Here is a 22,255-nt window from a genome sequence, read left to right as displayed (position 1 = left end):
ATTTGTTAAGGCCTCCGCCGCATGAAGCATTTCACCGCGCTTTCGATCCTCGCCCTGTGCCTTGTCATGACGGGATGCGAGACCGTGCAGCCCGGGTCTCACAAGGCGGGAGAGCAATTCGTCCGTGAGGTCAACCTGAACGGTCTGAAGATTGGCGAGAACGAGAAGACGATTAAGAAGCTGTTTCCCCAGGCGCAAAAGATGCCTTTTGGCCGACCGGGGCGGAATGTTTACGAGATCGAGAATCCCAATCCGTACATCACCCGGGCGATTGCTTATTTCGTCGATGGCAAGCTGGTGAAGCTGGAGTTGCGGTATTTCAAGGGCCCCGGAGTGAACAGCCTCACTACGGCGGGCGGGTGGGATGGCTTGCGGGATTACCTGATCAAGAAGTTCGGTCCTCCGAACCAGACGGGGCCGAATGTGCCGCTCCAGACCGAGATGGGCGACCTCCAGCCCAAATATGCAAAGTTTAACGGCGAGTGGGACTTCCCGAAGCAAGATCGTCTGGTTCAGTATATTGCGCTGGCCGATGATAAGGGCGGCGTGGGTGTTGTCACGTTTGTCGATGCCACTCCTGTGCGCAGCTATGACAGGTCGGGCACGGTCGTTCAGCGTCCTGTTCCGGGAGCGAATTCCGCAGTTTACGCGCCGGTCGGAGGCCCGCCGAACCCCGGATTCTAGAAGGCTGCCGGGCCGCGGGAAAAATTTGGTTTTGGCAAATTCCGCGAGTCTGCCAATACTGGCTGGCTTTTCGTACGATGGAGCCTATTGGAATTGGTTTGGCGGGATTTGGGACAGTTGGCGCCGGGGTTTACAAGAACCTCGCGACCAACGGCGATTTGATTTCGCAACGCATGGGCGCCCGGTTCGAGGTGCGAAAGGTCGCCGTGCGCGATCTTTCCAAGCCGCGTTCCGTGGAGGCGCCGGAGGCGTTGTTTACGACCAACCTCGATGAACTGCTGAGCGACCCGTCGATTCGCATCGTGGTCGAGCTGATGGGCGGTATCGAGATTCCGCTGGAGTTCGTTCGCAAGGCGATTCGCGCCGGAAAGATCGTTGTTACCGGCAACAAGGCTCTGCTCGCCGAGCATGGGCAGGAGATTTTTCACCTCGCACGTGAGCATCGCGTGCCGGTCTTTTACGAGGCGGCGGTGGCGGGCGGTATCCCGATCATCAAGGTCGTCCGCGAATCGTATGTGGGGAATCGCTTCCTCAGCATTCACGGCATCCTGAACGGCACGAGCAATTACATCCTCACCCGCATGACGGACACGGGGATGGATTTTGCCCCCGCTCTGGAGGAAGCCAAACAGCTCGGCTATGCCGAGGCGGACCCGACGCTCGATATCAACGGCTGGGACGCCGCGCACAAGGCGCTCATCCTCGCCTCGCTCGCCTATGGGTTCTGGCTCGATCCCGACCAGATTTTTGTTTCCGGTATCGATCAGGTGACGGCGGCGGATATTCGCTTTGCCGATGAACTCGGCTACCGCCTCAAGCTGCTCGCGACCATCCAGGCCGGGCCGGAAAACGCCATCGAGGTGCGCGTCTGCCCGACGCTCATCCCGAAGAGCCATGTGCTGGCCTCGGTCAATGGCGTGTTCAACGCCGTGGCGGTGAAGGGCGACATCGCGGGGGACTCTCTTTTCTACGGACGCGGCGCGGGCCAGGACCCCACCTCCAGCTCCGTCATTTCGGATCTCGCCGAGGCGGCTGCTGCGATCGAGAGCCCGCGTTTCTGCTACGGTTTCACCTCGCACGACCTGTATGGCAAGTGCCAGCCGGTCGACGAATCCATTTCCCGATACTATCTGCGTCTCGCGGTCAACGACCGGCCGGGCGTGCTCGCCGCCATCGCCGGAGCGCTGGGCGAGGCGGGTATCGGCATTCTCTCCGTCATTCAACCCGAAGGCCAGGAGGGCGACTCCGTGCCGCTGGTGTTGATGATTCACGACGCTTCCTATGGAGCGATGCGCAAGGCCGTCGAGCGTATCGCGGGATTGGACTGCGTCCGTGACCAACCCGTACTCCTGCACGTCGAATCCTTCTCCTAAATGCCAGCTCCTCTCCATGACCGCGGCGTCATCAGCCGCTACCGTGAATACCTGCCCGTCAGCGATGCCACCCCGGTGATTTCGCTGAACGAAGGATCGACCCCGCTTATTCATTCGCCGCGCCTGAGCGAAAAGGCCGGCGCCGAGGTTTACATCAAGTACGAGGGACTCAATCCCACCGGTTCCTTCAAGGATCGAGGCATGACCGTCGCCATTTCCAAGGCGGTCGAGGAAGGCGCTCAGACCGTGATCTGCGCCTCCACGGGCAACACGTCTGCCGCCGCCGCTGCGTATGCCGCTCGTGCGGGCATCCAGTGCGCAGTGATCCTCCCGGCGGGCAAGATCGCCTCCGGCAAGCTCGTGCAGGCCTACCTTTACGGAGCCAAGGTCATCGCGATCAAAGGCAACTTTGACGACGCTCTCCGCCTCGTGCGCGAACTCGGCGGCGTGAACGGCATCGCCATCGTCAACTCGATCAACCCGCACCGCATCGAGGGGCAAAAGACCGGCTCCTTTGAGATCATCGAGGAACTCGGCGACGCTCCCGACATGCACATCCTGCCGGTCGGCAACGCGGGCAATATCACGGCCTACTGGAAGGGGTATCGGGAATTTGCCGAGGCCGAGCGCTCGACTCGCCTGCCGCGCATGGTGGGCTTCCAGGCTGCCGGATCAGCTCCCATTTTCTATAACAAGGTCGTCGACCAGCCGAATACGGTGGCTACCGCCATTCGCATCGGCAACCCCGCGAGCTGGGAAGGCGCGAGCAATGCCGTCACGCAAAGCGGCGGCAGCATCAACATCGCCACCGACGAGGAAATCCTCGCCGCCCAGAGCTGGCTGGCGAAGAACGAAGGCATCTTCGTCGAACCCGCCAGCGCCGCCTCGGTCGCCGGTCTTTTCAAGCTCCTTGAAAGCGGAGCTTCGCTCAACGCATCGTCGATCGTGCTCACCGTCACTGGCCATGGATTGAAAGACCCGGATACAGCCATGACCACGGGTGATTACCATCCGATCGAAGCCGAGGCCGACCTCGACACCGTTCGCAGCGTCCTCGAGCAATCCTGATTTTTTGCCATGCCCCTAGTCGTCCAAAAATATGGAGGAACCTCCGTCGGTACCCCCGAGAGGATCCTGAATGTCGCCCGGCGGGTGCTTGCCACCCAGCAGGCCGGGAATTCGGTCGTGACCGTTGTCTCCGCCATGTCCGGCGTGACCGATAGCCTCATCAAACTGGCGCGTGACGTTTCCAATAAACCGACCGAGCGCGAGATGGACGTGCTCCTCGCCACCGGCGAGCAGACGACGATCGCGCTCACGGCCATGGCCATCAATGCCCTCGGCGGCAAGGCGGTTTCGCTCACGGGCGCCCAGGCGGGCATCATGACCGACGGTATTCACACGAAGGCCAAGATCGCCAACATCTCGCCCCGCCAGATCCGCAAATACCTCTCGGAGGGTTATATCTGCATCGTGGCCGGGTTTCAGGGCCAGACGGTGCAGGGCTCCATCACGACCCTCGGCCGTGGCGGCAGCGACCTCACGGCCATCGCGATCGCGGCCGCGCTCAAGGCCAACAACTGCGAGATCTACACCGATGTCGACGGCATCTACACCTGCGATCCTCGCATCGTACCCAACGCCCGCAAGATCGACGTGATCGCCTACGACGAACTCCTGGAAATGGCCAGCTCCGGCTCCAAGGTCATGCAGTCCCGATCCGTGGAATTCGCCAAGAAATTCAAAGTCCCCTTCGAAGTACGCAGCAGCTTTAACACCAACAGAGGAACCATCGTGAAAGAAGAAACTCCCGGACTGGAAAACGTCGTCGTTCGCGGCGTCTCCGTGGAACGCAACCAGGCCAAGGTCACCATCACCAACGTACCGGACCGTCCCGGCGCGGCCTCCCGCATCTTTACCGCTCTGGCCGACGCGCATGTGATTGTCGACGTGATCGTGCAGAACGTCTCCGCCGCAGGCACCACGGATATTTCCTTCACCACGAACCGTGATGAACTCGAGAAGCTGGGCACGCTGCTCAACCCGATCGTCAAAGAGATCGGCGCCAGCGACGTCCTGAAGCAGGAAGGCATTGCCAAGCTGAGCGTGGTCGGTATCGGCATGCGCTCGCACTCCGGCGTGGCCGCGCGTCTCTTCGAGGCCCTCGCCAAGGGCGGAGTCAATATCGAAATGATCTCCACCTCGGAGATCAAGATCGCCGTCATCCTCGACGAGGCCAAGATCGTGGAGGCCGCCAACCTGGCCCACGAAGCCTTCGGCTTGGCGCAAGCCTGAGTCTTTTTTTTCAGATACTAACCGGGGCGTATCAGGCGACTGATACGCCCCGCGTTATTTGCGGGGCGGGTGAGTTGGCGTATCGTTTCGGAATGAACGCCGATGATTACCACAGCCCGGAGAAACTGCCCGGGAACCTCCGGTCACGCCTGACCCATGCAGCCATGGGCGGGCGGAATGCCGATGTCGTTGGCACGGGGCAGGTCGTGCTGGAACCCGAGCGGGCGAGGGGAGTCTTCTGGCCGGAGGGTGAAATGCGGCGGGAAGGCGTGCCGCATGCCGAGTTTATCTTTCTTCCGTCACGGCGACGATGGGAAATCCAGGGCGCCCAGTGGTGTGAGGAAGGCGGAAAAGCGCATATTCATTTTCGCCTCCTGGCCGTTCCGGCGCATTAGGATCGGTCTATACAAAAATCCGGCGCCGATCCACTGAATGATCAGACGCCGGATGTCTTAATGTTTAAGCCTTATTCGGGTTTACTTACAGGCTTTTGAGCCTGCTTCTGGTCCTTCAGGGCCTCGCGGGATTTCTCCAGAGCCTTCAGGTCGTCGAGAACCTTCTGCTGCTCGGTGGTGAGGCTGGGGCGGAGTTGCGACTCCACATCGGCCATCACGGCATCCATCTTCTGGCGGGCTTCCTCGCGGATGGCTTTGATCTTGTCCTTCTGGCCATCAAGGATGGTCTTGAGCTTTTCGCGCTGTTCCTTGGTCAGGTCGAGCGCACCCGCAAGACGGAAGCCGGGACCGCCTTCGCGATCGCCAAACCCACCGGGTCCGCGTTCGCCGTCATGGCCGCGGAAGTCGCGCGGGCCTTTGCCTCCGGGGCCACCAGGACCGCCTGGCCGATCTCCTTTTTCGAGCTTCGGCGGAGGCGGAGGTGAGTCCTGGCTGGAATTGTCGGCTGCGATCACCATGGCGGCTCCTGCGAGCGCGCCTGTGGCAACGAGAGTTAGCAGGGTGCGTTTCATAATATTAGCTGTTGAGGGGATGAACCCTCCGCACCCGCAAAAGTCGCAAAATATCTTAACGAATTTTAGCGAAGACTACAGTGTATCCCATGCGTCGACCACGATCTGTGACCACGTCTCGAGGTTATCGCGACGTTCGCGGAGCTGCTCGATGGTGAGGAAGCCGAGTTCCGCGATGGCCTTTTCTCCTGCGCTGACTTGATCGCTTTCCAGCGTGACGATGTGAACGACGCCGAGATGTACAGCGCCGACCTCGTTGCTGTCGTCGTTGATCAGCGCGACGGTGCGCTCGGTGAATCCTCCGGTTAAAGAAAGTTCCTCCGAAATCTCGCGCTTCACTGCGTAGTGATACGCGGATTGGTCAAAACTGGCCTGACTTTCGTCGGTGTCGTTGATGTGGCCGCCGATGCCGATCGACCCCTTGGCGACGAGTCGCTTTTCACCAGACTTCGAGCCTCGTACGTAGTGGAGGATGCGGTCGCCGTGCGTGAAGACACAATAGGGAATGATCTGCTTGAAGGAGGGATCATTCTCCGCCAGTGAGCGGGCGAGAAAGGAGTTGTTCTCCTTGAGAAGAAATTTTTCGAGATACGGTTCTGCCGGACGGCGCAGTCCCTGGAACGATCCGAGCTCGTCGAAAAGGCTGCGGGGAACTACCAAAACATTCTCTTCAGAAGTAGCCATGGCGGCGAATGCTGCCTGCGCAAACGATTCTCGCCAAGTTGATTCCGGATAAACCTTGCGCATGGGAAAAAAATACGCCACCGTGCAACTGTTGCGCTGTGAAACTTCAAAGAATTTCCCTCGACCACATTGCTAAACTGGCAGGCGTCCACAAGGCGACTGTCTCACGAGCACTGAGAAATCACCCCACGATTCCCAAATCCACGAGGGATCGCATCCAGGAGATTGCCCGCCAGGAAGGCTATCGTCCCAATCCGCTGGTGGCCATGTATCAGGCCCAGGCTCGCGCCAGTCGGCCGACGTCGATGCAAGCGGCCATGGGCTGGCTTAACGACTATCCGCATGTGGCTTCCTGGCATGAGTTTCCGTGGCTGCGGGGATATCTGGCCGGTGCGCGGCAGCGGTGCGCTGACATGGGTTACCGGCTGGAGGAGATCAGCCTCTCGACGGCAAACAGCAGCTTTGAGGATGAGGTTTCGCGCGTGTCAAAATTTCTCAAGGTCCAGGGCATTTACGGCATCATTCTTCCCCTCATGCTAAACCACCAGTATCTGCTCGCAGAGTGGGAGCATTGTGTCGTTTCGCTGATTGGCAGCGGCCACCTCCGGCAGCCTACCGGCCTCAACGGGTTGCACGCACAGTTCTACCCGCAGCGTTTCCCCATCGCCGATCGTGACTTGTTCTTCAATATGCGGCTTGCGTACCAGAATCTGCTGCAGCTCGGTTATCGTCGCATCGGTCTGGTCTATAGTCGATACATCGACGCCGAGGCCAACGGCCAGGCGCAGGGCGCCTACCTCTCCGAGCAGGCAGCGCTGCCCGAGGATCAGCGCATACCGATTCTATTCCTGGAGCGGTTCAAGGAAGGGCGTCCCCAGGCTTTTGACACATGGCTGGAGCAGGAGAAGCCGGAGGCGATTCTTTGCATCAACCCGGTCATTCGCGAGTGGGTGGAGCAACTCGGGCTGAGCGTGCCGAAGGACATCGGCCTCGCCAACCTGAATCTCGTCGCTGACGTCTCCGAGTGGAGCGGCATTAATGAGAAGCACGATGAGATCGGCGCCTCGGCGGTCGATCATCTCATCGGTGCTCTTAGCCGCAATGAACTCGGTCTTCCTCGTCAGCCTCGCAAGATCCTCATCCCGGGTGAGTGGGTGAGTGGGTCGACTCTCCGTGCCATCGGTGATGGACCGGACATGTCGGAGCTGGGTCGTCGCTAGAGGCAGTCAGTATGAGGTACCCGCTTTTGTTTCTGGTGGTGGCGGCTGCGTCGGCTTTTGGTCAGCAGACCAATCAGCGCAGCAGCATGATCTTTGCGCCCGGTGCAAAGGAACCGACTGTCGTCAATACCCCTGCGCCGACTCCCACGCAGCAGGCTGCTCCCTCGGGAAAGGTGTTTTCCCCGGATGATATCCTCAACGCCTTCTTCCTGGCCCTCAAGGCCGATCAGGTCGATGCCGCCTATGACGCGCTGGTCCGCAACACGATCATTGCCGAGAGGCAAAAGGATGTCGACGGGCTAAAGGCAAAGACCAAGGAGGCCATCGATGGCTACGGACCGATCTCGGGATACGAGGTGGTCGACGAGCGCGAGGTGGGAACCGTTCTCATGCGCCGTACATGTATTTCCTTAAACTCCGATCTGCCCCTGCGCTGGCGATTCTATTTTTACAAGACGCAGGGCGAGTGGAGGCTGGTCGATTTGCGCATCGACGACGGTCTGGTCGAGTTGTTCGAGGATAGTGCTCGGCCACGTCGATGATATCGAATCTGCTTCGATTCATCCGTTTCTCCCACACGATTTTCGCACTTCCCTTCGCGGTCGGCGCGATGGTAGTTGCCGCGGATGGCTTTCCCTCGCTGCGAGTGATGGTCTGTATTCTTCTCGCCATGGTTTTCGCACGTACGGCGGCCATGACGTTCAATCGCATCGCGGATTGGGAGATCGATAAACGCAATCCGCGCACGGTGGGACGTCATCGACTCGTTCCCAAGGGCGTGGCGATTGCGACATGCGCGGTCTCCTCGCTTGCGTTCATCGGAGTGACGGCGTTTTTAAATCCGCTCTGCCTTGCCCTTTCGCCGGCGGCGCTGGCGGTGATCTTGGGATATTCTTACGCCAAGCGGTTTACCCATTTCGCTCAGTTCGTGCTGGGTCTCGCCTTGGCCATTGCCCCGGTGGGTGCGTGGTTGGCGGTGACGGGATCGTTTGCCCTCGCTCCCATCATTCTTGCCGTCGCGGTATGCGTGTGGACGGCGGGCTTTGATACGATCTATGCCACGCAGGACTACGAGGTCGATCGGCGCGAGGGGCTTCGCTCCATGGTGACGCTACTCGGAATTCCAGGTGCGTTGCGGCTCGCCGTCCTGCTGCATCTCGTCGCGTGGTTTGGCCTGGTTGCCTTCGGTTGGGCGGCTCACCTCGGCGTGGTCTATTTTGCCGCGACCGGGTTGATTCTCATCCCGATGGCTTATGAACACATTCTGGCCAGAAAGGGCAGCGTGGACGCGATCAATCAGGCCTTTTTTCAGGCCAATGCCATAGTGGGCGCTCTGTTTGTGCTGGGAACCCTGGCTGATCGACTGATCTCCTAGGACACGTGCTTGTCGATATACAGGGCGAAGGCGAAACCCGCAGCCGTCGCCAAGAGGCAGGCTGCCAGGGAAAGGGACACGTTTCCGAGAGCCAGCCAATGATGTCCCTGTCGGAATAGGGCCACAGACTGGAGGCTGAATGAGGAAAAGGTGGTGAAACCACCCAGAACCCCAATGATGGCAAATGACCGCAACGCCGGTGACGCATTCCAAGGCCCCTCAGGCAGGATCAACCCGCTGAAGAGCCCGATGACGAAACACCCGATGATGTTGACGATGACGGTTCCCCAAGGGAACAATGCACCGGATACTCCATCGATCCAGCTCGCCAGCAGGAATCGGGACAGGCTGCCGATCGCTCCTCCCAGCATCACGGCAGCGTAGATCTTCATATCCGGGGAACGGTGATTCCGCGCTGGCCCATGTACTTGCCGCCACGGTCCGCGTAGCTGGTCTCGCAAACATCGTTGGCGAGATAGAAAACGACCTGGGCGAGGCCTTCGTTGGCGTAGATCTTGGCGGGCAGGGGAGTCGTGTTGGAAATCTCCAGCGTCACGTGACCTTCCCACTCGGGCTCAAAAGGCGTCACATTGACGATGATGCCGCAACGGGCGTACGTGCTCTTGCCGACGCAGATGGTGAGCGCTTCGCGCGGAATGCGGAAATACTCGACGCTGCGGGCGAGGGCGAAGGAGTTCGGTGGGACGATGCAAACGTCGGTCTCGATGTCGACGAAAGACTTTGGGTCGAAATTCTTCGGGTCGACCACGGTGTTGAAGATGTTGGTGAACACCTTGAACTCATTGGAGACTCGCAGATCGTAGCCGTAGCTCGAGAGGCCATAGCTGATGAGACGGGAACCGTCCTCGGCGGCTTTGACCTGACCGTCCACAAAGGGCTCGATCATTCCGCGTTCTTTCGCCATCTGGCGAATCCACTTATCCGAACAAACGCTCATACTCTCGTTCCTTAGAAGGGCATTCCCGGGATGTTCAGGCCGCCCGTGGCTTTCTTCATTTCGCTTTCAGCGAGCTTGCGGGAATCCTCGATGGCCTGCTTGACGCCCGCCAGGACGAGCTCCTGGAGAAACTCGACGTCCTGCGGATCGACGATCGACGGGTCGATCGTGATGGAAAGCACGTCGCCCGTGCCATTGGCGGTCACGGTGACTTTGCCGCCGCCAGCGGAGGCTTCCACGGTTTTGTCGGCGAGGGAGGATTGGGCTTCGGCAATCTTGGCCTGCATGCGCTGGGCCTGTTGCATCATTTTCTGAATGTTCATTTTGTCGCTGTCTGGATTTCGCCCCGGAAAATCTCCAGGGCTTTCTTGATGAGAGGGTCGTTCTTAAAGTCGTCCATCGGATCGACTGCCGGGGCTTGTGGAGCCGTTGCAGCGGGTTCGGGCTCGGGAGCCTTGGCCTCCGGTACGGACGCGGGTTCGGGCTCAGGCTCCGGGATTTCCTCGACCACGGTGAGATGCTCGCCGATTTCCAGGCGCAAGGTCAGCTTGCGATTCAGGGCGGTGGAAAGCTTTCCTTCGGCATCCTTGCGGCCCATTTCGCCGAGGAAGGACGCCAGTTCCTTCGCTTCCGACGGCGGGAGTTGCACGAGGACCGAATCTCCCTCGATGAGCGCAAAGACGCCCTTCGTCAGCCATCGGAACTTGATCGATGTCTCGTAGGTGCGAGCTACGTTTTCCCAGGCGATGGAGGCATCGATGGATTTTTCCTCCCGCTCCTCGGCCTTGGTCAGAAGTGGCTCGGGGGCCGGAGCCGGCGGGGCAGGGGGGATCGGCGGAGCCGAAGCAATCGGGGTCGGAGCAGGGACTGAGATGGGCGCGGGAATCGGGGCTGGCACCGGAGCGGGTTCCGGTTTTGTTGAAACGGTGGGAGCCTGTACCACGGGAGCCGGGCGCACTGGAGTTGCTGAGGGGGCGGGCCGCGCCGGAGCGGACGGCAGTGCCTCGCCGCGACTCAACGCGGAAAGGGTGGTCAGCACATCATCGAGGCTGGCCTGATCAAGAATGTGGACGGCCTTGATCGTGGCAACGTCAAACTGGAGCTTCTTGTCCGTCGCCCAGCGCATGCGGGCTTCGGTTTCCGCGAAGAGATCGAGTAGCAGCAGGAGCTTCTCGCGCGGCGCGGAGGAGGCTCCGGCGACTCCGGCCACGAGTTCGTCGCGGATGAGCGAAATCAGGTCGGCGAGGAGCCGGGAAAGATCGCGTCCCGCCTCGGCCTGCCCGGCGATGACTGCCAGCGCGGCGGCTGCGTCGCGAGAAAGGACGTTCTCCAGCAGGGAATGAATCACCTCGCGCGGCGTGAAGCCAAAGACGGCCATCACATCGGTGGCGGAGATATTGTCCCCGCAGAAAGCGACCGACTGGTCGAGCATGCTCTCGGCGTCGCGCAATCCACCCTCGGCCGCGCGGGCGATCGCATCGGCGGCGGCCGGCTCCATCGTGATGTTTTCCTTGCGGGCGATGTCCTGGAGATGCGCCGAGATCGATTCCGTCGGGATGCGGCGCAGGTCAAAACGCTGGCAGCGGCTCGTGATTGTGGCTGGAACCTTTTGGGCCTCGGTCGTGGCGAAAATGAACTTCACATGCTCGGGCGGCTCCTCGAGCGTTTTCAGCAAGGCGTTGAACGCACCGGCGCTGAGCATGTGCACCTCGTCGATGAGATAGACCTTGAACGGTCCACGCGCGGGGGCGTAGGCGGCGTTGTCGCGCAGTTCGCGGATGTTCTCCACGCCGTTGTTGCTGGCTCCGTCGATCTCGAGCACGTCGAGGCTGCGCCCTTCCGCGATTTCCTTGCAGGCATCGCACACGCCGCAAGGCGTGGCTGTCGGGCCGTTCACGCAGTTCAGCGCCTTGGCCAGAATGCGTGCGGTCGAGGTCTTGCCGATGCCTCGGGGACCGACAAAAAGGTACGCCTGAGCGACCCGTCCCGACGAAATGGCATTCTGCAGGGTACGGGTGATGTGTTCCTGCCCCACCACCTCGTCGAACGTCTGGGGGCGGTACTTCCGGGCGAATACACGGTAACTCACGCCGGAAAACTACGTGGGACGACCGGGGGAAACGAAGCCTTTTTTCCATCCGGGGCGAATTTCCTCCCCGGCTCCTCGTGTTCTCTCTCTCGGACTACTCGGGCTTGGGGAGAAATTGGATTCCCGCCGCGCTGAGGATGGCAAAAAGGATGCACCACGGAATGGCTCCCACGGCGATCCAGATAATCACTTTTCGAGGTTGGGTCCCGAGGGCGAGAGCGATGAGGGCGGCGATGTACGGACCAGTGGTGACCGGAGCGAGCAAGCCCAAACCCTGAATGCCGAACCGGCCCCAGACCCGCCAGAAGACCTTCTGCGGATTCGGTTCCAGCGAGATTTTGAACTTCCTCTGCAGCCACTCGCGAGCCGGGGTGCCGATCAGGAGCATGGCGGCGGCAATGGCGGTGTATCCGGCCCACGCGGCAACGGCCGCAGTGGCGGGGTGGAGCTTGAGCGCGACGCCGGTCGGGATGGCCGCCAGGAAATAGACGATTCCCAGACTGAAAACGGCGAAAATGCTGGATAGGGTGGCTTTCATCCCGTGTGCGAGGCAGGAGGACATATCCTGCACAAGAGTGGTCGTCAAATATTCCAGCGTCTTGCAATCCGGTCTCTCTTCGCTAACGTGGCTGGTTCAACATTAATCGAACTTACCATGACCAAGAGCATCCTCGATCCCGCTCGACTCGAAGACATCGAGTTCAGCAATGATGAAATCGCCCGTTACTCGCGGCATCTCATCATGCCGGAGGTGACGCTGGAGGGTCAACGGAAGCTCAAGGCCGCCCGCGTCCTGTGCATCGGCACGGGCGGGCTCGGCTCTCCCATCGCGCTTTATCTCGCTGCGGCCGGCGTCGGCACGCTCGGGCTGATCGATTTCGACGTTGTCGACTACTCGAATCTCCAGCGCCAGGTGCTCCACGGCACCAAGGATGTGGGCCGCAAGAAGCTGAACAGCGCCCGCGACCGCATCAAAGACATCAACCCCAACGTCAACGTCGTCCTGCATGACGTGATGTTTCGCGCTGAGAACGCGATGGAGATTGTCGAGCAGTACGACATCGTCATCGACGGCACGGATAATTTCCCCACGCGCTATCTTTCCAACGACGTCAGCGTCTTCCTGAAGAAGCCGAATATCTACGGCTCGATCTTCCGCTTTGACGGGCAGGCCACCGTGTTTGCCCCGCATCTCGGCGGTCCCTGCTACCGCTGCCTGTACCCCGAGCCGCCGCCACCGGGCATGGTCCCGAGCTGCGCCGAGGGTGGCGTGCTGGGCGTCCTCCCGGGCGTCGTCGGCGTGATCCAGGCCATTGAGGCCGTGAAGCTCATCGTCGGCATCGGCGAGGCGCTCATCGGTCGCCTCATCCATTTCGACGCGCTGAAGATGAAGTTCCGCGAGTTCAAGATTCGCAAGGATCCGAAGTGCCCCGTGTGCAGCGCCAGTCCGACCATCACCGCGCCGATCGACTACGATCAGTTCTGCGGTATTCCCCAGGCTCAGGCCGAGGAAGACGCCGAGCCGCCGGTGCCGGAGATCACGGTGGAGGACCTGAAGAAGCGCCTCGACGCGAAGGAGAAATTCGTCCTCCTCGACGTGCGCGAGCCCTTCGAGTGGGACATCGCCCGCATCCCGGGCGCGAAGCTCATCCCGCTGGGCGAGCTCACCTCCCGCATGAGCGAACTCGACAGCGCCGATGAGATCGTCATCCACTGCAAGAGCGGTGTGCGTAGCGCCAAGGCACTCCGCCAGCTCCAGAAGGCAGGCTTTGGCAAGCTCGCCAATGTGGAAGGCGGCATCCTCGCCTGGGCCGACCGCGTCGACCCGAGCGTCGCCAAATACTAGACCTCCCGAGGCTATGGAAAAACGCCTCCTGGAAATCATCTGTTGTCCCGAAACGCGTCAGCCTCTCCGCGAGGCGACGCCTTCGGAGCTCGCGCGCGCCCGCTCTTTCAGGGCGGGCAATTTTGAAGCGGGCTTGATCCGACAGGATGAACAGGTGTTTTATCCCATTCGCAACGGCATCCCCCTGTTGATCTCCGACGAGGCCATTCGACTGGCCTGATCGGACGACGCGGGAACCGGCAGACTTACCATGACTGAACTCGAGACCCTGCGCCATTCGTGCGCCCACGTGCTTGCCACGGCCATTCTGAAGATCTGGCCCGAGGCTCAATTCGCCGCCGGTCCCCCGGTGGAGAACGGCTTTTATTACGACCTGGAGCTGCCCCACCGCATCACGCCCGAGGACTTCGCGCGGATCGAGGAGGAGATGAAGAAGGAGATCAAGGCGAACAACCGCTTTGAGCGCATCGAGGTTTCCCGCGAGGAGGCCATCGCCATGGCCGAGCGGGGCGAACTCGCCGCCCTCGGCGGTCGCACCGAGCCGAGCAAGTTCAAGCTCGATATCGTCCAGCACATCCCGGATGGCGAGGTCATCACGATCTACCGCAACGGCCAGTTCACCGACCTTTGCGCCGGCCCGCACGTTTCGCACACCGGGCGCATCGGGGCGTTCAAGCTGACCAATCTCGCCAGCGCCTACTACAAGGGCGATGAGCGCAATCCGCAGCTCCAGCGTGTCTACGGTACGGCCTTTAAAAACAAGACCGAGATGGAGGCTTACTTCACCATGCTGGAGGAGGCCAAAAAGCGCGACCATCGCAAGATCGGTCGCGAGATGGAGCTTTTCTGCTTTGACGAAGACGTGGGCCCCGGTCTGCCGCTCTGGCTGCCCAAGGGCACCGTGCTCGTCGAGGAGCTCGAGCGCCTCGCCAAGGAGACGGAATTCGCCGCCGGGTATCAGCGCGTGCGCACGCCGCACATTGCGCGCGAGAGCATGTACAAATGCAGCGGTCACCTGCCTTATTACGCCGACTCGATGTTTCCTCCGATGGAGTTCAGCGAGGAGGAGGGCGGGGATTCCGTAAAGTATTACCTCAAGGCGATGAACTGCCCGCACCATCACAAGCTCTTCGGAGCCGTGCAGCGCAGCTATCGCGACCTGCCCCTGCGCCTCGCGGAGTACGGCGCCTGCTATCGCTACGAGCAGAGCGGCGAGCTTTTCGGCCTCATGCGCGTGCGGTCCATGCAGATGAACGACGCGCATATCTATTGCACGGAGGACCAGTTTGAGCAGGAGTTCCGCGCGGTGAACGAGATGTACCTGAAGTACTTCAAGATTTTCGGAATCGACAAGTATGTCATGCGCTTCTCGACCCACGACCCGGCCAAGCTGGGCCAGAAGTTTGTCGACCAGCCCGAGCTTTGGAAAAAGACCGAGGACATGGTGCGCAACGTCCTCATTCGCTCCGGCATCAACTATGTCGAGGTGCCGAATGAAGCCGCCTTCTACGGTCCCAAGATCGACGTGCAGGTGTGGAGTGCCATCGGGCGCGAATTCACCATCGCCACGAACCAGGTCGACTTTGCCGTACCGGCCCGCTTTGGCCTGACCTACAAGGATCGCGACAACACGGAGAAGACTCCGCTGTGCATCCATCGCGCGCCGCTGGGCACGCATGAGCGCTTTATCGGCTTCCTTATCGAGCACTACGCGGGCAACTTCCCGCTCTGGCTCGCTCCGGAGCAGGTGCGCGTGATGACGATCGGCGACGAAGACCCTCTCGTCGATGCCGCGAAGGATCTCCACGCGGAGCTTCGCAGCCTCGGCATTCGTGCCGAGCTGGATATCTCCAGCGACAAGATCAACGGCAAAATCCAGCGCGCCGAGCAAGCCAAGGTTCATACGATGCTTGTCATCGGCAAGCGGGACCTGGAGGCCGGAGCCGTGAGCGTTCGCGAGCACGGAAAGGGCAACCTGGGTGCGAAACCTCGCGCCGAAGTCGTCACCGCGCTGGCCGACGCCATTAAGAACCGCGCCTGATTTGCCGGAAAAATCGCGATCTCAAAATGCAGTCGGAGCCCTCGGGTTCCGGCTGCCTGAGCCGGTTTTTTCAGCCTTCAACAGGCTGCGAGGTGCAGCGCCCGAGGGGATGCCTCGGCTTCGATCGAACAGCGTGAGGCAAATTGTTGAAATTTTCCTCTTGCGCCATCCCGTAAGTTCACTAAAAGCTGCGGGTAGTCGTCTACCGGACGGCGCAGATTTCGAACGATTGAAGATGCAATATTTTACCTGCGAAAACTAGTTCATGCCGCGCATGAGCCGTCTTATTTCGCCTTCAATGTTCCTCGCGTAGGTTCTCAGAGTGAGAATGTACTGTCTTCTTCGCATGCAACGTCCAACAACCGGGAGGTCCCATTAACTTAAAAGATATTCGAGTCAATGAACGCATTCGCGCCCGCGAAGTGCGTGTTATCAACGGAGTAAACAACGAGCAAATCGGGGTCATGCGCCTCGATGAAGCGTTGCGCCAGGCGCGCAGCATGGGGCTTGACCTGATCGAGATTTCTCCGAACGCCCAGCCGCCTGTATGTCGCATCGTCGACTTCGGCAAGTTCCGCTATGACCTCGCCAAACAGGAGAAGGAAAAGCGGCACACCGCCGGCAAGGTGAAGGAAGTCAAATTCCGGGTGAACATTGACGAGCACGACTATCTGACCAAGATCCGTCACGCCGAGGAGTTTCTCGACAAGGGGAACAAGGTGAAGATTCACCTCCAGTTCCGCGGCCGTGAGATGGCTCACCAGGAGCTCGGCATGCAGGTCGTCAAGCGCGTGAAGGAAGACCTCGCCACCATGGGCCATGTCGACATGGAACCCAAGCTGGTCGGCAAGGCCATCGGCATGACGCTCTCGCCTCTGCCCGCAGCCAAGCGCAAACGCAAGTTCAGCAAGGCTGGTGAGGTCGACGTCGACAATCTGCCCGACGATCCCGAGGATGGCGACGACGAGTAAACGTCGCCTCCTGCTCTTCGACATCGATGGAACCCTGATCACCTCAGGGGGAGCAGGGGAGCAGTCCCTCAAGAACGCCATGCAGGAAGCCTTTGGCATTCCTGAAGATCTGCAGGGAATCAATCTCGCGGGTGCCACGGATGGCCTGATCTCGCGTCAGATGCTCGAGAAGTCGAATCTCGACGTGACGCCGGAGAACATCACGGCCCTCCTCGATGCGTACCTGCACAATCTCAAGCAGCGCATGCCGCTGCACAAAGGCCGCCTCCTGCCGGGCATCATCCAGCTTCTGGAGGAGCTCAAGAAGCACGAGGGCTGTGTCCTGGCGCTACTCACGGGCAACGTGGCCCGCGGTGCCGAGATCAAGCTGGGCCACTACGGCGTGTGGGATTACTTTGAGTTCGGCGCATTCTCCGACGATTCGCACGATCGCAATCAACTGGGCAATTTTGCCCGCGCCCGCGCCCTGGAGCGCCATGGGGAGGAGTTCCCTCCCGAGCAGGTTTATGTGATCGGCGACACCCCGCGCGACATCGAGTGTGGCCGCGCGTTCGGGGGCAAAACGGTGGCAATTGCTACCGGTAATTACTCCCTCGAGGAGCTGGAGGCCCACCACCCCGACTTCCTTTTTCCGGATCTGTCGGACACTGCGGCTGTTGTCAAAGTCCTGACCTCCTAGCGTCTTTCGCGGGAGGTCTTTGTGTTTCAGAACCCCGCCAGCCATTCGGCTGGGTGGGGGTAGTCAGGTCCCCTGGCAGATATCCAGAATGGCCTGATTCAATGCAACAAATGCCGCGTCCATCTGCTCCCTCGTGATGCAGTAGGGAGGCATGAAGACCAGGGTGTCGAGGACAGGGCGGGTGAGCAATCCGTACTCGCGGGCTCGCTGGCAAATGCGCGCGCCGGTCTGGCTGGTCCACTCAAAAGCGGTGCCATCGGGTTGCCGGACCTCTATCCCGGCGATGAAACCACACTGGCGAATCTCAAACACGTACGCATTCTGGCGTACGCGCGACAGGAGCTCGCTCAGGTAAGTGATCTTCTCCCCCAGATGGCGCAGGGTTTCTTCCTGCTCGAACACCTCCAAGCTGGCCAGAGCGGCAGCGCAACCCACAGGATTTCCACAGAAACTATGTCCGTAAAAAAGGGTCTTAAGATCCTGATATTCGCCAAGGAATGCAGAATAGATGCTTTCGTTTGTGAGAGTTGCTGCCAAGGGGACATACCCGCCGGTCAGTCCTTTGGCCAGACAGAGGAAATCCGCTCGTACGCCATCATGCTGACATGCGAACATTTTCCCCGTTCGTCCGAATCCGGTGAGGACTTCGTCCAGAATCAGGAGGACTTCATGGGCATCGCACCACTCCCGCAGGCGGCGCAGAGTTCCCTCCGGCCAGAGCCGAATCCCGGCAGCGCCCTGAACCATGGGTTCGATGATGATCGCTGCAATCGAGTTCGCATCCAGGCGTGCAAGCGCATCGGTGGAATCCACCCGCTCGATGGCGAAGTGTACCGGGGCAAAGCGTTGCGTAAATGCGCTCACTCCTCCCAGGCTGGCCGCGCCTACGGTGTCCCCGTGATAGGCGTTGTCGAACGCCACGAACCGGTTCCTCTCCGGTCGCCCGATCAGTTGCCAGTACTGCAAGGTCATCTTGACCGCGACTTCGATAGCAGTCGATCCATTGTCGGTAAAAAAGACGCGGGAGTAGTCGCCAGCTGGCAGCAGGTTGACCAGCTTCTCCGCCAGCCGGATGGCGGGTTCGTTGGTGGTTCCGAGGAAGGAGACGTGGGCGACCTTGTCGAGCTGGGCCTTCATCGCGGCGGTGATGGCGGGATGCCGGTGCCCGTGGACATTGGTCCATATGGAGGAGTTGCCGTCGATATACTCCCGACCCTCGGAATCCCGGAGAATCGCGCCGTCCCCCTCGACGAGGACCAGCGGCTCATAGGCAGGATCGCACCAGCCTTTCATCTGGGTAAAGGGATGCCAGAGATACTGGCGATCGAGACGGATGAGGGATTCGGTACCAGGTGTCATGGAAAGTCGGGATCATGGGACGATTGACAGGATGCCCTCCACAACTTTTTCTCCCATCCGTGACCGCCATCGGAAAAATCTTCCTTTATCTCCTCATCGTCATCCTCGCGGGGGTCCTCCTGGCTCCGCCGATTTACTGGGGGGTTCAGGCCCTGGCGGATCATGGGGTACTGACCGGGCTGGCGAAGCATCCCTTTCATCGGTATTTCAGCCGCGTCACCCAGGTGTCGGCTCTGGTGCTCATCGTGCCGTTGTTGTTCTGGCTGGGAATCCGGAATGTCCGAGGGTTCGGACTTGAGAAGAATCCTTCCTGGGCGAAGGACCTTGGGTTTGGCCTCGCTGTAGCGCTCATTCCGGTAATCCTGCTCGGGGTGAGCTATTTCTTCTTCGACGTCTACAAGATCAAGAAGGAGCTCGGCCTCGGTCATCTCTTCCGCATTCTGATGACCGCCGGGGTGGTGGCGACGGTGGAGGAGTTTCTCTTCCGGGGCGTGCTGCTTGGGCTGGCGGCACGAGCCTTTGGGCGCATTCCCGCCCTGCTCGGAGTCTCGGCGCTGTTTGCCGTCATCCATTTTGCCAAACCCGCCAAGGCCATGACCGAGCACGTCGAGTGGTATAGCGGACTTCAGCAACTGGCCGCCGTGGTCGACGGCCTGCCTGCACCCCATGTCCTGGGATTTGGCATTTTGTCGCTCTTTATCGGTGGCCTCATCCTCGGAATTGCCGCCCTTTGGACGCGGTCGCTCTGGCTTCCCATCGGCATCCATGCCGGATGGATCACTGGCCAGCAGGGAATCCAGTGGTTCGGGAAATTCCGGGCCAAGCCGCCGGAGGAGTTTCTTCCCTGGGTCGGGCCCAACCTCGTGAGCGGTGCGGTGCCGACGGGACTGGCTCCCGTGATTGTCCTGTTGATTACCGGTGGGCTCGTCTGGTTGTATCTTCGCCATGCCAGTGCTCGACGCGTGCCGGATCGGGCTTGAGACCCTGCGGGATCTCTTTTTCCCCGCGCATTGTTCGGGATGTCTTTGTGCGGTGAGCGGAGAGGATCTCTGCCCGGAGTGCCAGGCCGACCTGAAACCCATCACCCCGCCGAGGTGCCCGGTTTGCTCGCGTCCCTCCCGGGGCACGCTGGGCTCCTTTGTCTGCACGAACTGCGGGGATCGCGACTTTCACTTCGACTACGCCGTGGCCTGCTGGGAAAGCCGGGGCGTCCTGCGGGAGATGATCCACCGCCTGAAGTACGGTCGCGAGCTCACTCTGGCCCCGGTTCTCGGGCGGCTTTTGAGCGAAGGGCTGGCCGACGAACGCATCCGGGGACGCACCTTTGACGGCCTCGTTCCCGTGCCGCTTTTCTCCACAAGGGAGCGGGAACGGGAGTTCAATCAGTCCGAAATTCTGGCCCGACAGTTGCAAAAACGGTGTAACGTTCCTATTGTGAAAGTCTTGCGCCGAATTCGATCCACCACGACCCAAACGCATTTCGATCGCCATATGCGCATGCAAAACTTGCGGGATGCCTTCGCTCTACGGCAGAATGTCTCCGTGCAAGGTCAAAAGCTTCTCTTGGTGGACGATGTGTTCACCACAGGCTCCACACTCGATGAATGCGCCCGTGTCCTCCGTGAAGGCGGAGCCCATTCCGTTTGCGCGCTCACTCTCGCCCGCGGCTAATTCCGTACCCTTTTTACTCCATGCCCATTTTTCGTAAGCCCTTTCTCAAGAACATCGTCAGCAAAACCCGCGAGATGCCTGAAGGACTCTGGACCAAATGCCCCAGCTGCTCCGAGGTGATTCACAATCTCGCCTTGGAGGAAAACCTCCGCATCTGCCCAAAGTGCGAACACCACTTCACCATGGGATCGAAGGAGCGTATTGCCTCCCTCATTGACGAAGGAACCTTTGAGGAAACGGATGCGAACATGACCTCCGTGGATACCCTGGAGTTCAAGGGCGTGGCGACCTACACGAACCGCCTCAAGAGCTATCAGGACAAGACGGGCCTCACCGACGCCGTCATCACGGGTACCGGAAAGATCGACGGCAAGCCGGTGGGTATCGCCGTGATGGATTTCAGCTTTCTCGCCGCCACCATGGGTTCCGTGGTCGGGGAAAAGATCACCCGCATCATCGAGCTCTCGACCAAGAAGAAGATGGGCGTCGTCATCGTCTGCGCCTCCGGCGGAGCCCGCATGTACGAGGGCATGCTCAGCCTCATGCAGATGGCCAAGACCAGCGGCGCTCTCGCCCGCCATGCCGAGGCTCGTCTGCCGTACCTCACCGTTTTGACCAATCCCACTACCGCCGGTGTGATGGCGAGCTACGCCTCGCTTGGCGACGTGCTCATCGCGGAGCCGAAGAGCATGATCGGCTTCGCCGGTCCCCGCGTGATCAAGGAGACCACGCATCAAGACCTGCCTCCCGGCTTTCAGACCGCGGAATTCCTCGAGAAGCACGGTCTCATCGATATCGTGGCCTCGCGGACGAAGCTGCGCGGCGTGATCAGCCAGCTTCTCGACTACCTCGCTCCGGCCAGCAAGTGACCTCCGCCGAGGCGCTCGCGTGGCTGTATTCCACGCAGCAGTTTGGGATCAAGCTCGGGTTGGATAATACCCGGGCCTTGCTCGCGCTCCTCGGCAATCCCGAGAAAGACCTGCGCTTCCTTCATGTGGCAGGGACGAATGGCAAGGGCTCGGTCTGCGCGTTTCTGGATTCGCTCTGCCGCGCGCATGGGCTGCGGACCGGGCTTTATACGTCGCCGCATCTCGTGGAGTTCGGCGAACGCATTCGCGTCAACGGCGCGATGATACCGGACGCAAAGGTGGTCGATGTCCTGACCCTGATCCGCCGCGAGACGGAGGGCTGGGTGCATTCCCCGACCTACTTTGAAATCGTGACGGCTCTCGGTATCCGACATTTCGCCGACGAGGGCTGCGATATCGTGATTCTCGAAACCGGCATGGGCGGTCGGCTCGACTCGACCAATGCGGTCACGCCTCTGGTCTCGGTGATTACTCCCGTGGACTTCGATCACATGAAATGGCTGGGCGATACGCTCGCGGCCATCGCGGGGGAAAAGGCGGGGATTATCAAGCCGGGCGTCCCGGTCGTCAGTGGTCGCCAGCAGGCTCCGGCAGCAGAGGTTCTCCGGGCCACCGCCCGGGAAAAAAATGCGCCTATCGAGTTTGTGGACGATCCGCTGGAGGGGTACGAACTCGGTATCCCGGGATCAGTTCAGAAGCTGAATGCCGCGCTGGCTCTGCGGACTTTGGCTGCGGCGGAAATATCTCTTATCGACGCCGAGATCCGGGCGGGTTTGAAATCCGCCACTTGGCCTGGACGTTTTCAGGTGCTGGCCGATGGCACAGTACTGGATGGCGGGCATAATCCGCAGGCGGCGGAGTGTCTGGTGCAGCACTGGATCGAGCGCTTCGGAGACGAGAAAGCGGTCGTGGTCTTCGGAGCCCTGAGCGACAAGGACTACTCGCAGATGCTGGGCTCGATCGCGAAGATTTCCCGCGAGTTTTATTTCGTCCCGACTCGCAGCCAGCGCGCCGAGGCTCCGGCGAATTTCCATGTGGGCGTTCCGTCGCAGGTGAAGGAATCGCTCGCGACAGGCATCGCCGCCGCCCGACAGTCCGGCGGCCGCATGCTGATCACTGGCTCCCTTTTCCTCGTGGGCGAGGCGATGGAGCTTCTCGGCGTACGGCCTTAGTG

25 protein-coding genes are annotated in these 22,255 nt (G+C 60.5%); 17 read left to right on the top strand and 8 right to left on the bottom strand.

Annotated features, from left to right (window positions below; translation table 11 throughout):
* Positions 1-21: 21 nt before the first annotated feature.
* The 5 genes from TSACC_RS14070 to TSACC_RS14050 all read left to right on the top strand — a co-directional run bounded on the left by TSACC_RS14070 (position 22) and on the right by TSACC_RS14050 (position 4,747).
* Positions 22-684 (top strand): hypothetical protein, encoded by a 663-nt coding sequence (locus tag TSACC_RS14070; RefSeq protein ID WP_075079882.1) that lies wholly within the window; start codon positions 22-24, stop codon positions 682-684.
* Between the two features lie 77 nt (positions 685-761).
* Complete coding sequence (locus TSACC_RS14065; RefSeq protein ID WP_075079881.1) at positions 762-2,057, top strand: homoserine dehydrogenase; 1,296 nt, start codon at positions 762-764, stop codon at positions 2,055-2,057.
* The gene (gene thrC / locus TSACC_RS14060; RefSeq protein WP_075079880.1) at positions 2,058-3,125 is read left to right on the top strand and encodes a threonine synthase; all 1,068 of its coding nucleotides are present in this window, start codon (positions 2,058-2,060) and stop codon (positions 3,123-3,125) included.
* 9 nt (positions 3,126-3,134) lie between these two features.
* On the top strand, positions 3,135-4,352 hold the full coding sequence (locus TSACC_RS14055) for an aspartate kinase (RefSeq protein WP_075079879.1): 1,218 nt from the start codon (positions 3,135-3,137) through the stop codon (positions 4,350-4,352).
* Between the two features lie 92 nt (positions 4,353-4,444).
* Complete coding sequence (locus tag TSACC_RS14050) at positions 4,445-4,747, top strand: hypothetical protein (RefSeq protein WP_075079878.1); 303 nt, start codon at positions 4,445-4,447, stop codon at positions 4,745-4,747.
* Positions 4,748-4,818: 71 nt separating this feature from the next.
* On the opposite strand, the gene TSACC_RS22215 is transcribed toward TSACC_RS14050, so the two are convergent.
* Both TSACC_RS22215 and TSACC_RS14040 read right to left on the bottom strand, forming a co-directional pair.
* Positions 4,819-5,319 (bottom strand): ATP synthase subunit B family protein, encoded by a 501-nt coding sequence (locus tag TSACC_RS22215; RefSeq protein ID WP_075079877.1) that lies wholly within the window; start codon positions 5,317-5,319, stop codon positions 4,819-4,821.
* 75 nt (positions 5,320-5,394) lie between these two features.
* Positions 5,395-6,003, bottom strand: a complete 609-nt coding sequence (locus TSACC_RS14040; RefSeq protein WP_075080751.1) for a hypothetical protein — start codon at positions 6,001-6,003, stop codon at positions 5,395-5,397.
* A gap of 98 nt (positions 6,004-6,101) precedes the next feature.
* On the opposite strand from TSACC_RS14040, the gene TSACC_RS14035 reads away from it, so the two are divergent.
* From TSACC_RS14035 to TSACC_RS14025, 3 genes are read left to right on the top strand one after another with little or no spacing between them, the layout of a single operon-like run.
* Positions 6,102-7,223 (top strand): LacI family DNA-binding transcriptional regulator, encoded by a 1,122-nt coding sequence (locus tag TSACC_RS14035; protein WP_075079876.1) that lies wholly within the window; start codon positions 6,102-6,104, stop codon positions 7,221-7,223.
* A gap of 11 nt (positions 7,224-7,234) precedes the next feature.
* A complete protein-coding gene (locus TSACC_RS14030; protein ID WP_075079875.1) occupies positions 7,235-7,765 on the top strand; it encodes a hypothetical protein in 531 nt (176 codons plus the stop codon).
* Positions 7,762-8,598, top strand: coding sequence for a UbiA-like polyprenyltransferase (locus TSACC_RS14025; RefSeq protein ID WP_075079874.1), 837 nt, complete (start codon positions 7,762-7,764; stop codon positions 8,596-8,598). Before TSACC_RS14030 ends, TSACC_RS14025 begins: the two co-directional genes overlap by 4 nt.
* Here the strand turns inward: TSACC_RS14025 and crcB are convergent.
* From crcB to TSACC_RS14000, 5 genes are all read right to left on the bottom strand, one after another.
* On the bottom strand, positions 8,595-8,990 hold the full coding sequence (gene crcB, locus TSACC_RS14020; RefSeq protein ID WP_075079873.1) for a fluoride efflux transporter CrcB: 396 nt from the start codon (positions 8,988-8,990) through the stop codon (positions 8,595-8,597). The two genes, TSACC_RS14025 and crcB, sit on opposite strands and share 4 nt — an antisense overlap.
* On the bottom strand, positions 8,987-9,556 hold the full coding sequence (gene dcd / locus TSACC_RS14015; protein WP_075079872.1) for a dCTP deaminase: 570 nt from the start codon (positions 9,554-9,556) through the stop codon (positions 8,987-8,989). The genes crcB and dcd overlap by 4 nt, the downstream gene beginning before the upstream one ends.
* Positions 9,557-9,567: 11 nt before the next feature.
* On the bottom strand, positions 9,568-9,879 hold the full coding sequence (locus tag TSACC_RS14010) for a YbaB/EbfC family nucleoid-associated protein (RefSeq protein WP_075079871.1): 312 nt from the start codon (positions 9,877-9,879) through the stop codon (positions 9,568-9,570).
* Complete coding sequence (dnaX, locus tag TSACC_RS22550) at positions 9,876-11,645, bottom strand: DNA polymerase III subunit gamma/tau (RefSeq protein ID WP_075079870.1); 1,770 nt, start codon at positions 11,643-11,645, stop codon at positions 9,876-9,878. Before dnaX ends, TSACC_RS14010 begins: the two co-directional genes overlap by 4 nt.
* 94 nt (positions 11,646-11,739) lie before the next feature.
* Entirely contained in the window at positions 11,740-12,231 is a 492-nt protein-coding gene (locus TSACC_RS14000; RefSeq protein ID WP_153811430.1) for a small multi-drug export protein, read from the bottom strand.
* 69 nt (positions 12,232-12,300) lie between these two features.
* Here TSACC_RS14000 and moeB point away from each other — a divergent pair, with 69 nt between their 5' ends.
* The 5 genes from moeB (at position 12,301) to TSACC_RS13975 (ending at position 17,182) form a co-directional block, all read left to right on the top strand.
* A complete protein-coding gene (moeB, locus tag TSACC_RS13995; protein ID WP_075079868.1) occupies positions 12,301-13,491 on the top strand; it encodes a molybdopterin-synthase adenylyltransferase MoeB in 1,191 nt (396 codons plus the stop codon).
* Positions 13,492-13,504: 13 nt separating this feature from the next.
* Complete coding sequence (locus tag TSACC_RS13990; RefSeq protein WP_075079867.1) at positions 13,505-13,711, top strand: Trm112 family protein; 207 nt, start codon at positions 13,505-13,507, stop codon at positions 13,709-13,711.
* A 30-nt stretch (positions 13,712-13,741) separates the two neighbouring features.
* The gene (gene thrS / locus TSACC_RS13985; protein WP_075079866.1) at positions 13,742-15,532 is read left to right on the top strand and encodes a threonine--tRNA ligase; all 1,791 of its coding nucleotides are present in this window, start codon (positions 13,742-13,744) and stop codon (positions 15,530-15,532) included.
* A gap of 374 nt (positions 15,533-15,906) precedes the next feature.
* Positions 15,907-16,503, top strand: a complete 597-nt coding sequence (infC, locus tag TSACC_RS13980; RefSeq protein ID WP_075079865.1) for a translation initiation factor IF-3 — start codon at positions 15,907-15,909, stop codon at positions 16,501-16,503.
* Entirely contained in the window at positions 16,487-17,182 is a 696-nt protein-coding gene (locus TSACC_RS13975; protein ID WP_075079864.1) for an HAD family hydrolase, read from the top strand. The genes infC and TSACC_RS13975 overlap by 17 nt, the downstream gene beginning before the upstream one ends.
* A gap of 63 nt (positions 17,183-17,245) precedes the next feature.
* On the opposite strand, the gene bioA is transcribed toward TSACC_RS13975, so the two are convergent.
* Positions 17,246-18,541, bottom strand: coding sequence for an adenosylmethionine--8-amino-7-oxononanoate transaminase (bioA, locus tag TSACC_RS13970; protein WP_075079863.1), 1,296 nt, complete (start codon positions 18,539-18,541; stop codon positions 17,246-17,248).
* Positions 18,542-18,600: 59 nt separating this feature from the next.
* Between bioA and TSACC_RS13965 the strand changes: the two genes are divergently transcribed.
* The 4 genes from TSACC_RS13965 to TSACC_RS13950 are packed head-to-tail and all read left to right on the top strand — an operon-like array spanning position 18,601 to position 22,253.
* Positions 18,601-19,521: a CPBP family intramembrane glutamic endopeptidase gene (locus tag TSACC_RS13965; RefSeq protein WP_169809645.1), complete on the top strand. Its 921-nt coding sequence runs from the start codon at positions 18,601-18,603 to the stop codon at positions 19,519-19,521.
* The gene (locus TSACC_RS13960; RefSeq protein WP_084400469.1) at positions 19,487-20,212 is read left to right on the top strand and encodes a ComFC family protein; all 726 of its coding nucleotides are present in this window, start codon (positions 19,487-19,489) and stop codon (positions 20,210-20,212) included. The genes TSACC_RS13965 and TSACC_RS13960 overlap by 35 nt, the downstream gene beginning before the upstream one ends.
* Positions 20,213-20,232: 20 nt before the next feature.
* Positions 20,233-21,081 carry an acetyl-CoA carboxylase, carboxyltransferase subunit beta gene (gene accD / locus TSACC_RS13955; RefSeq protein WP_075079860.1) on the top strand — a complete coding sequence of 283 codons (849 nt, stop codon included), beginning with the start codon at positions 20,233-20,235 and terminating at the stop codon, positions 21,079-21,081.
* The gene (locus TSACC_RS13950; RefSeq protein ID WP_075079859.1) at positions 21,078-22,253 is read left to right on the top strand and encodes a bifunctional folylpolyglutamate synthase/dihydrofolate synthase; all 1,176 of its coding nucleotides are present in this window, start codon (positions 21,078-21,080) and stop codon (positions 22,251-22,253) included. The genes accD and TSACC_RS13950 overlap by 4 nt, the downstream gene beginning before the upstream one ends.
* Positions 22,254-22,255: the final 2 nt, after the last annotated feature.

Origin of the sequence: Terrimicrobium sacchariphilum (assembly GCF_001613545.1) — a bacterium.
GTDB lineage: Bacteria > Verrucomicrobiota > Verrucomicrobiia > Chthoniobacterales > Terrimicrobiaceae > Terrimicrobium > Terrimicrobium sacchariphilum.
This window is presented reverse-complemented; position numbering and strand designations above follow the sequence as displayed.

Bases quoted from the DNA above. Each gene is read 5' to 3' on its own strand.
- TSACC_RS14070 (WP_075079882.1), top strand. From the start codon at position 22: ATGAAGCATTTCACCGCGCTTTCGATCCTCGCCCTGTGCCTTGTCATG.
- TSACC_RS14065 (WP_075079881.1), top strand. From the start codon at position 762: ATGGAGCCTATTGGAATTGGTTTGGCGGGATTTGGGACAGTTGGCGCC.
- thrC (WP_075079880.1), top strand. From the start codon at position 2,058: ATGCCAGCTCCTCTCCATGACCGCGGCGTCATCAGCCGCTACCGTGAA.
- TSACC_RS14055 (WP_075079879.1), top strand. From the start codon at position 3,135: ATGCCCCTAGTCGTCCAAAAATATGGAGGAACCTCCGTCGGTACCCCC.
- TSACC_RS14050 (WP_075079878.1), top strand. From the start codon at position 4,445: ATGAACGCCGATGATTACCACAGCCCGGAGAAACTGCCCGGGAACCTC.
- TSACC_RS22215 (WP_075079877.1), bottom strand. From the start codon at position 5,319: ATGAAACGCACCCTGCTAACTCTCGTTGCCACAGGCGCGCTCGCAGGA.
- TSACC_RS14040 (WP_075080751.1), bottom strand. From the start codon at position 6,003: ATGGCTACTTCTGAAGAGAATGTTTTGGTAGTTCCCCGCAGCCTTTTC.
- TSACC_RS14030 (WP_075079875.1), top strand. From the start codon at position 7,235: ATGAGGTACCCGCTTTTGTTTCTGGTGGTGGCGGCTGCGTCGGCTTTT.
- TSACC_RS14025 (WP_075079874.1), top strand. From the start codon at position 7,762: ATGATATCGAATCTGCTTCGATTCATCCGTTTCTCCCACACGATTTTC.
- crcB (WP_075079873.1), bottom strand. From the start codon at position 8,990: ATGAAGATCTACGCTGCCGTGATGCTGGGAGGAGCGATCGGCAGCCTG.
- dcd (WP_075079872.1), bottom strand. From the start codon at position 9,556: ATGAGCGTTTGTTCGGATAAGTGGATTCGCCAGATGGCGAAAGAACGC.
- TSACC_RS14010 (WP_075079871.1), bottom strand. From the start codon at position 9,879: ATGAACATTCAGAAAATGATGCAACAGGCCCAGCGCATGCAGGCCAAG.
- moeB (WP_075079868.1), top strand. From the start codon at position 12,301: ATGACCAAGAGCATCCTCGATCCCGCTCGACTCGAAGACATCGAGTTC.
- TSACC_RS13990 (WP_075079867.1), top strand. From the start codon at position 13,505: ATGGAAAAACGCCTCCTGGAAATCATCTGTTGTCCCGAAACGCGTCAG.
- thrS (WP_075079866.1), top strand. From the start codon at position 13,742: ATGACTGAACTCGAGACCCTGCGCCATTCGTGCGCCCACGTGCTTGCC.
- TSACC_RS13975 (WP_075079864.1), top strand. From the start codon at position 16,487: ATGGCGACGACGAGTAAACGTCGCCTCCTGCTCTTCGACATCGATGGA.
- bioA (WP_075079863.1), bottom strand. From the start codon at position 18,541: ATGACACCTGGTACCGAATCCCTCATCCGTCTCGATCGCCAGTATCTC.
- TSACC_RS13960 (WP_084400469.1), top strand. From the start codon at position 19,487: ATGCCAGTGCTCGACGCGTGCCGGATCGGGCTTGAGACCCTGCGGGAT.
- accD (WP_075079860.1), top strand. From the start codon at position 20,233: ATGCCCATTTTTCGTAAGCCCTTTCTCAAGAACATCGTCAGCAAAACC.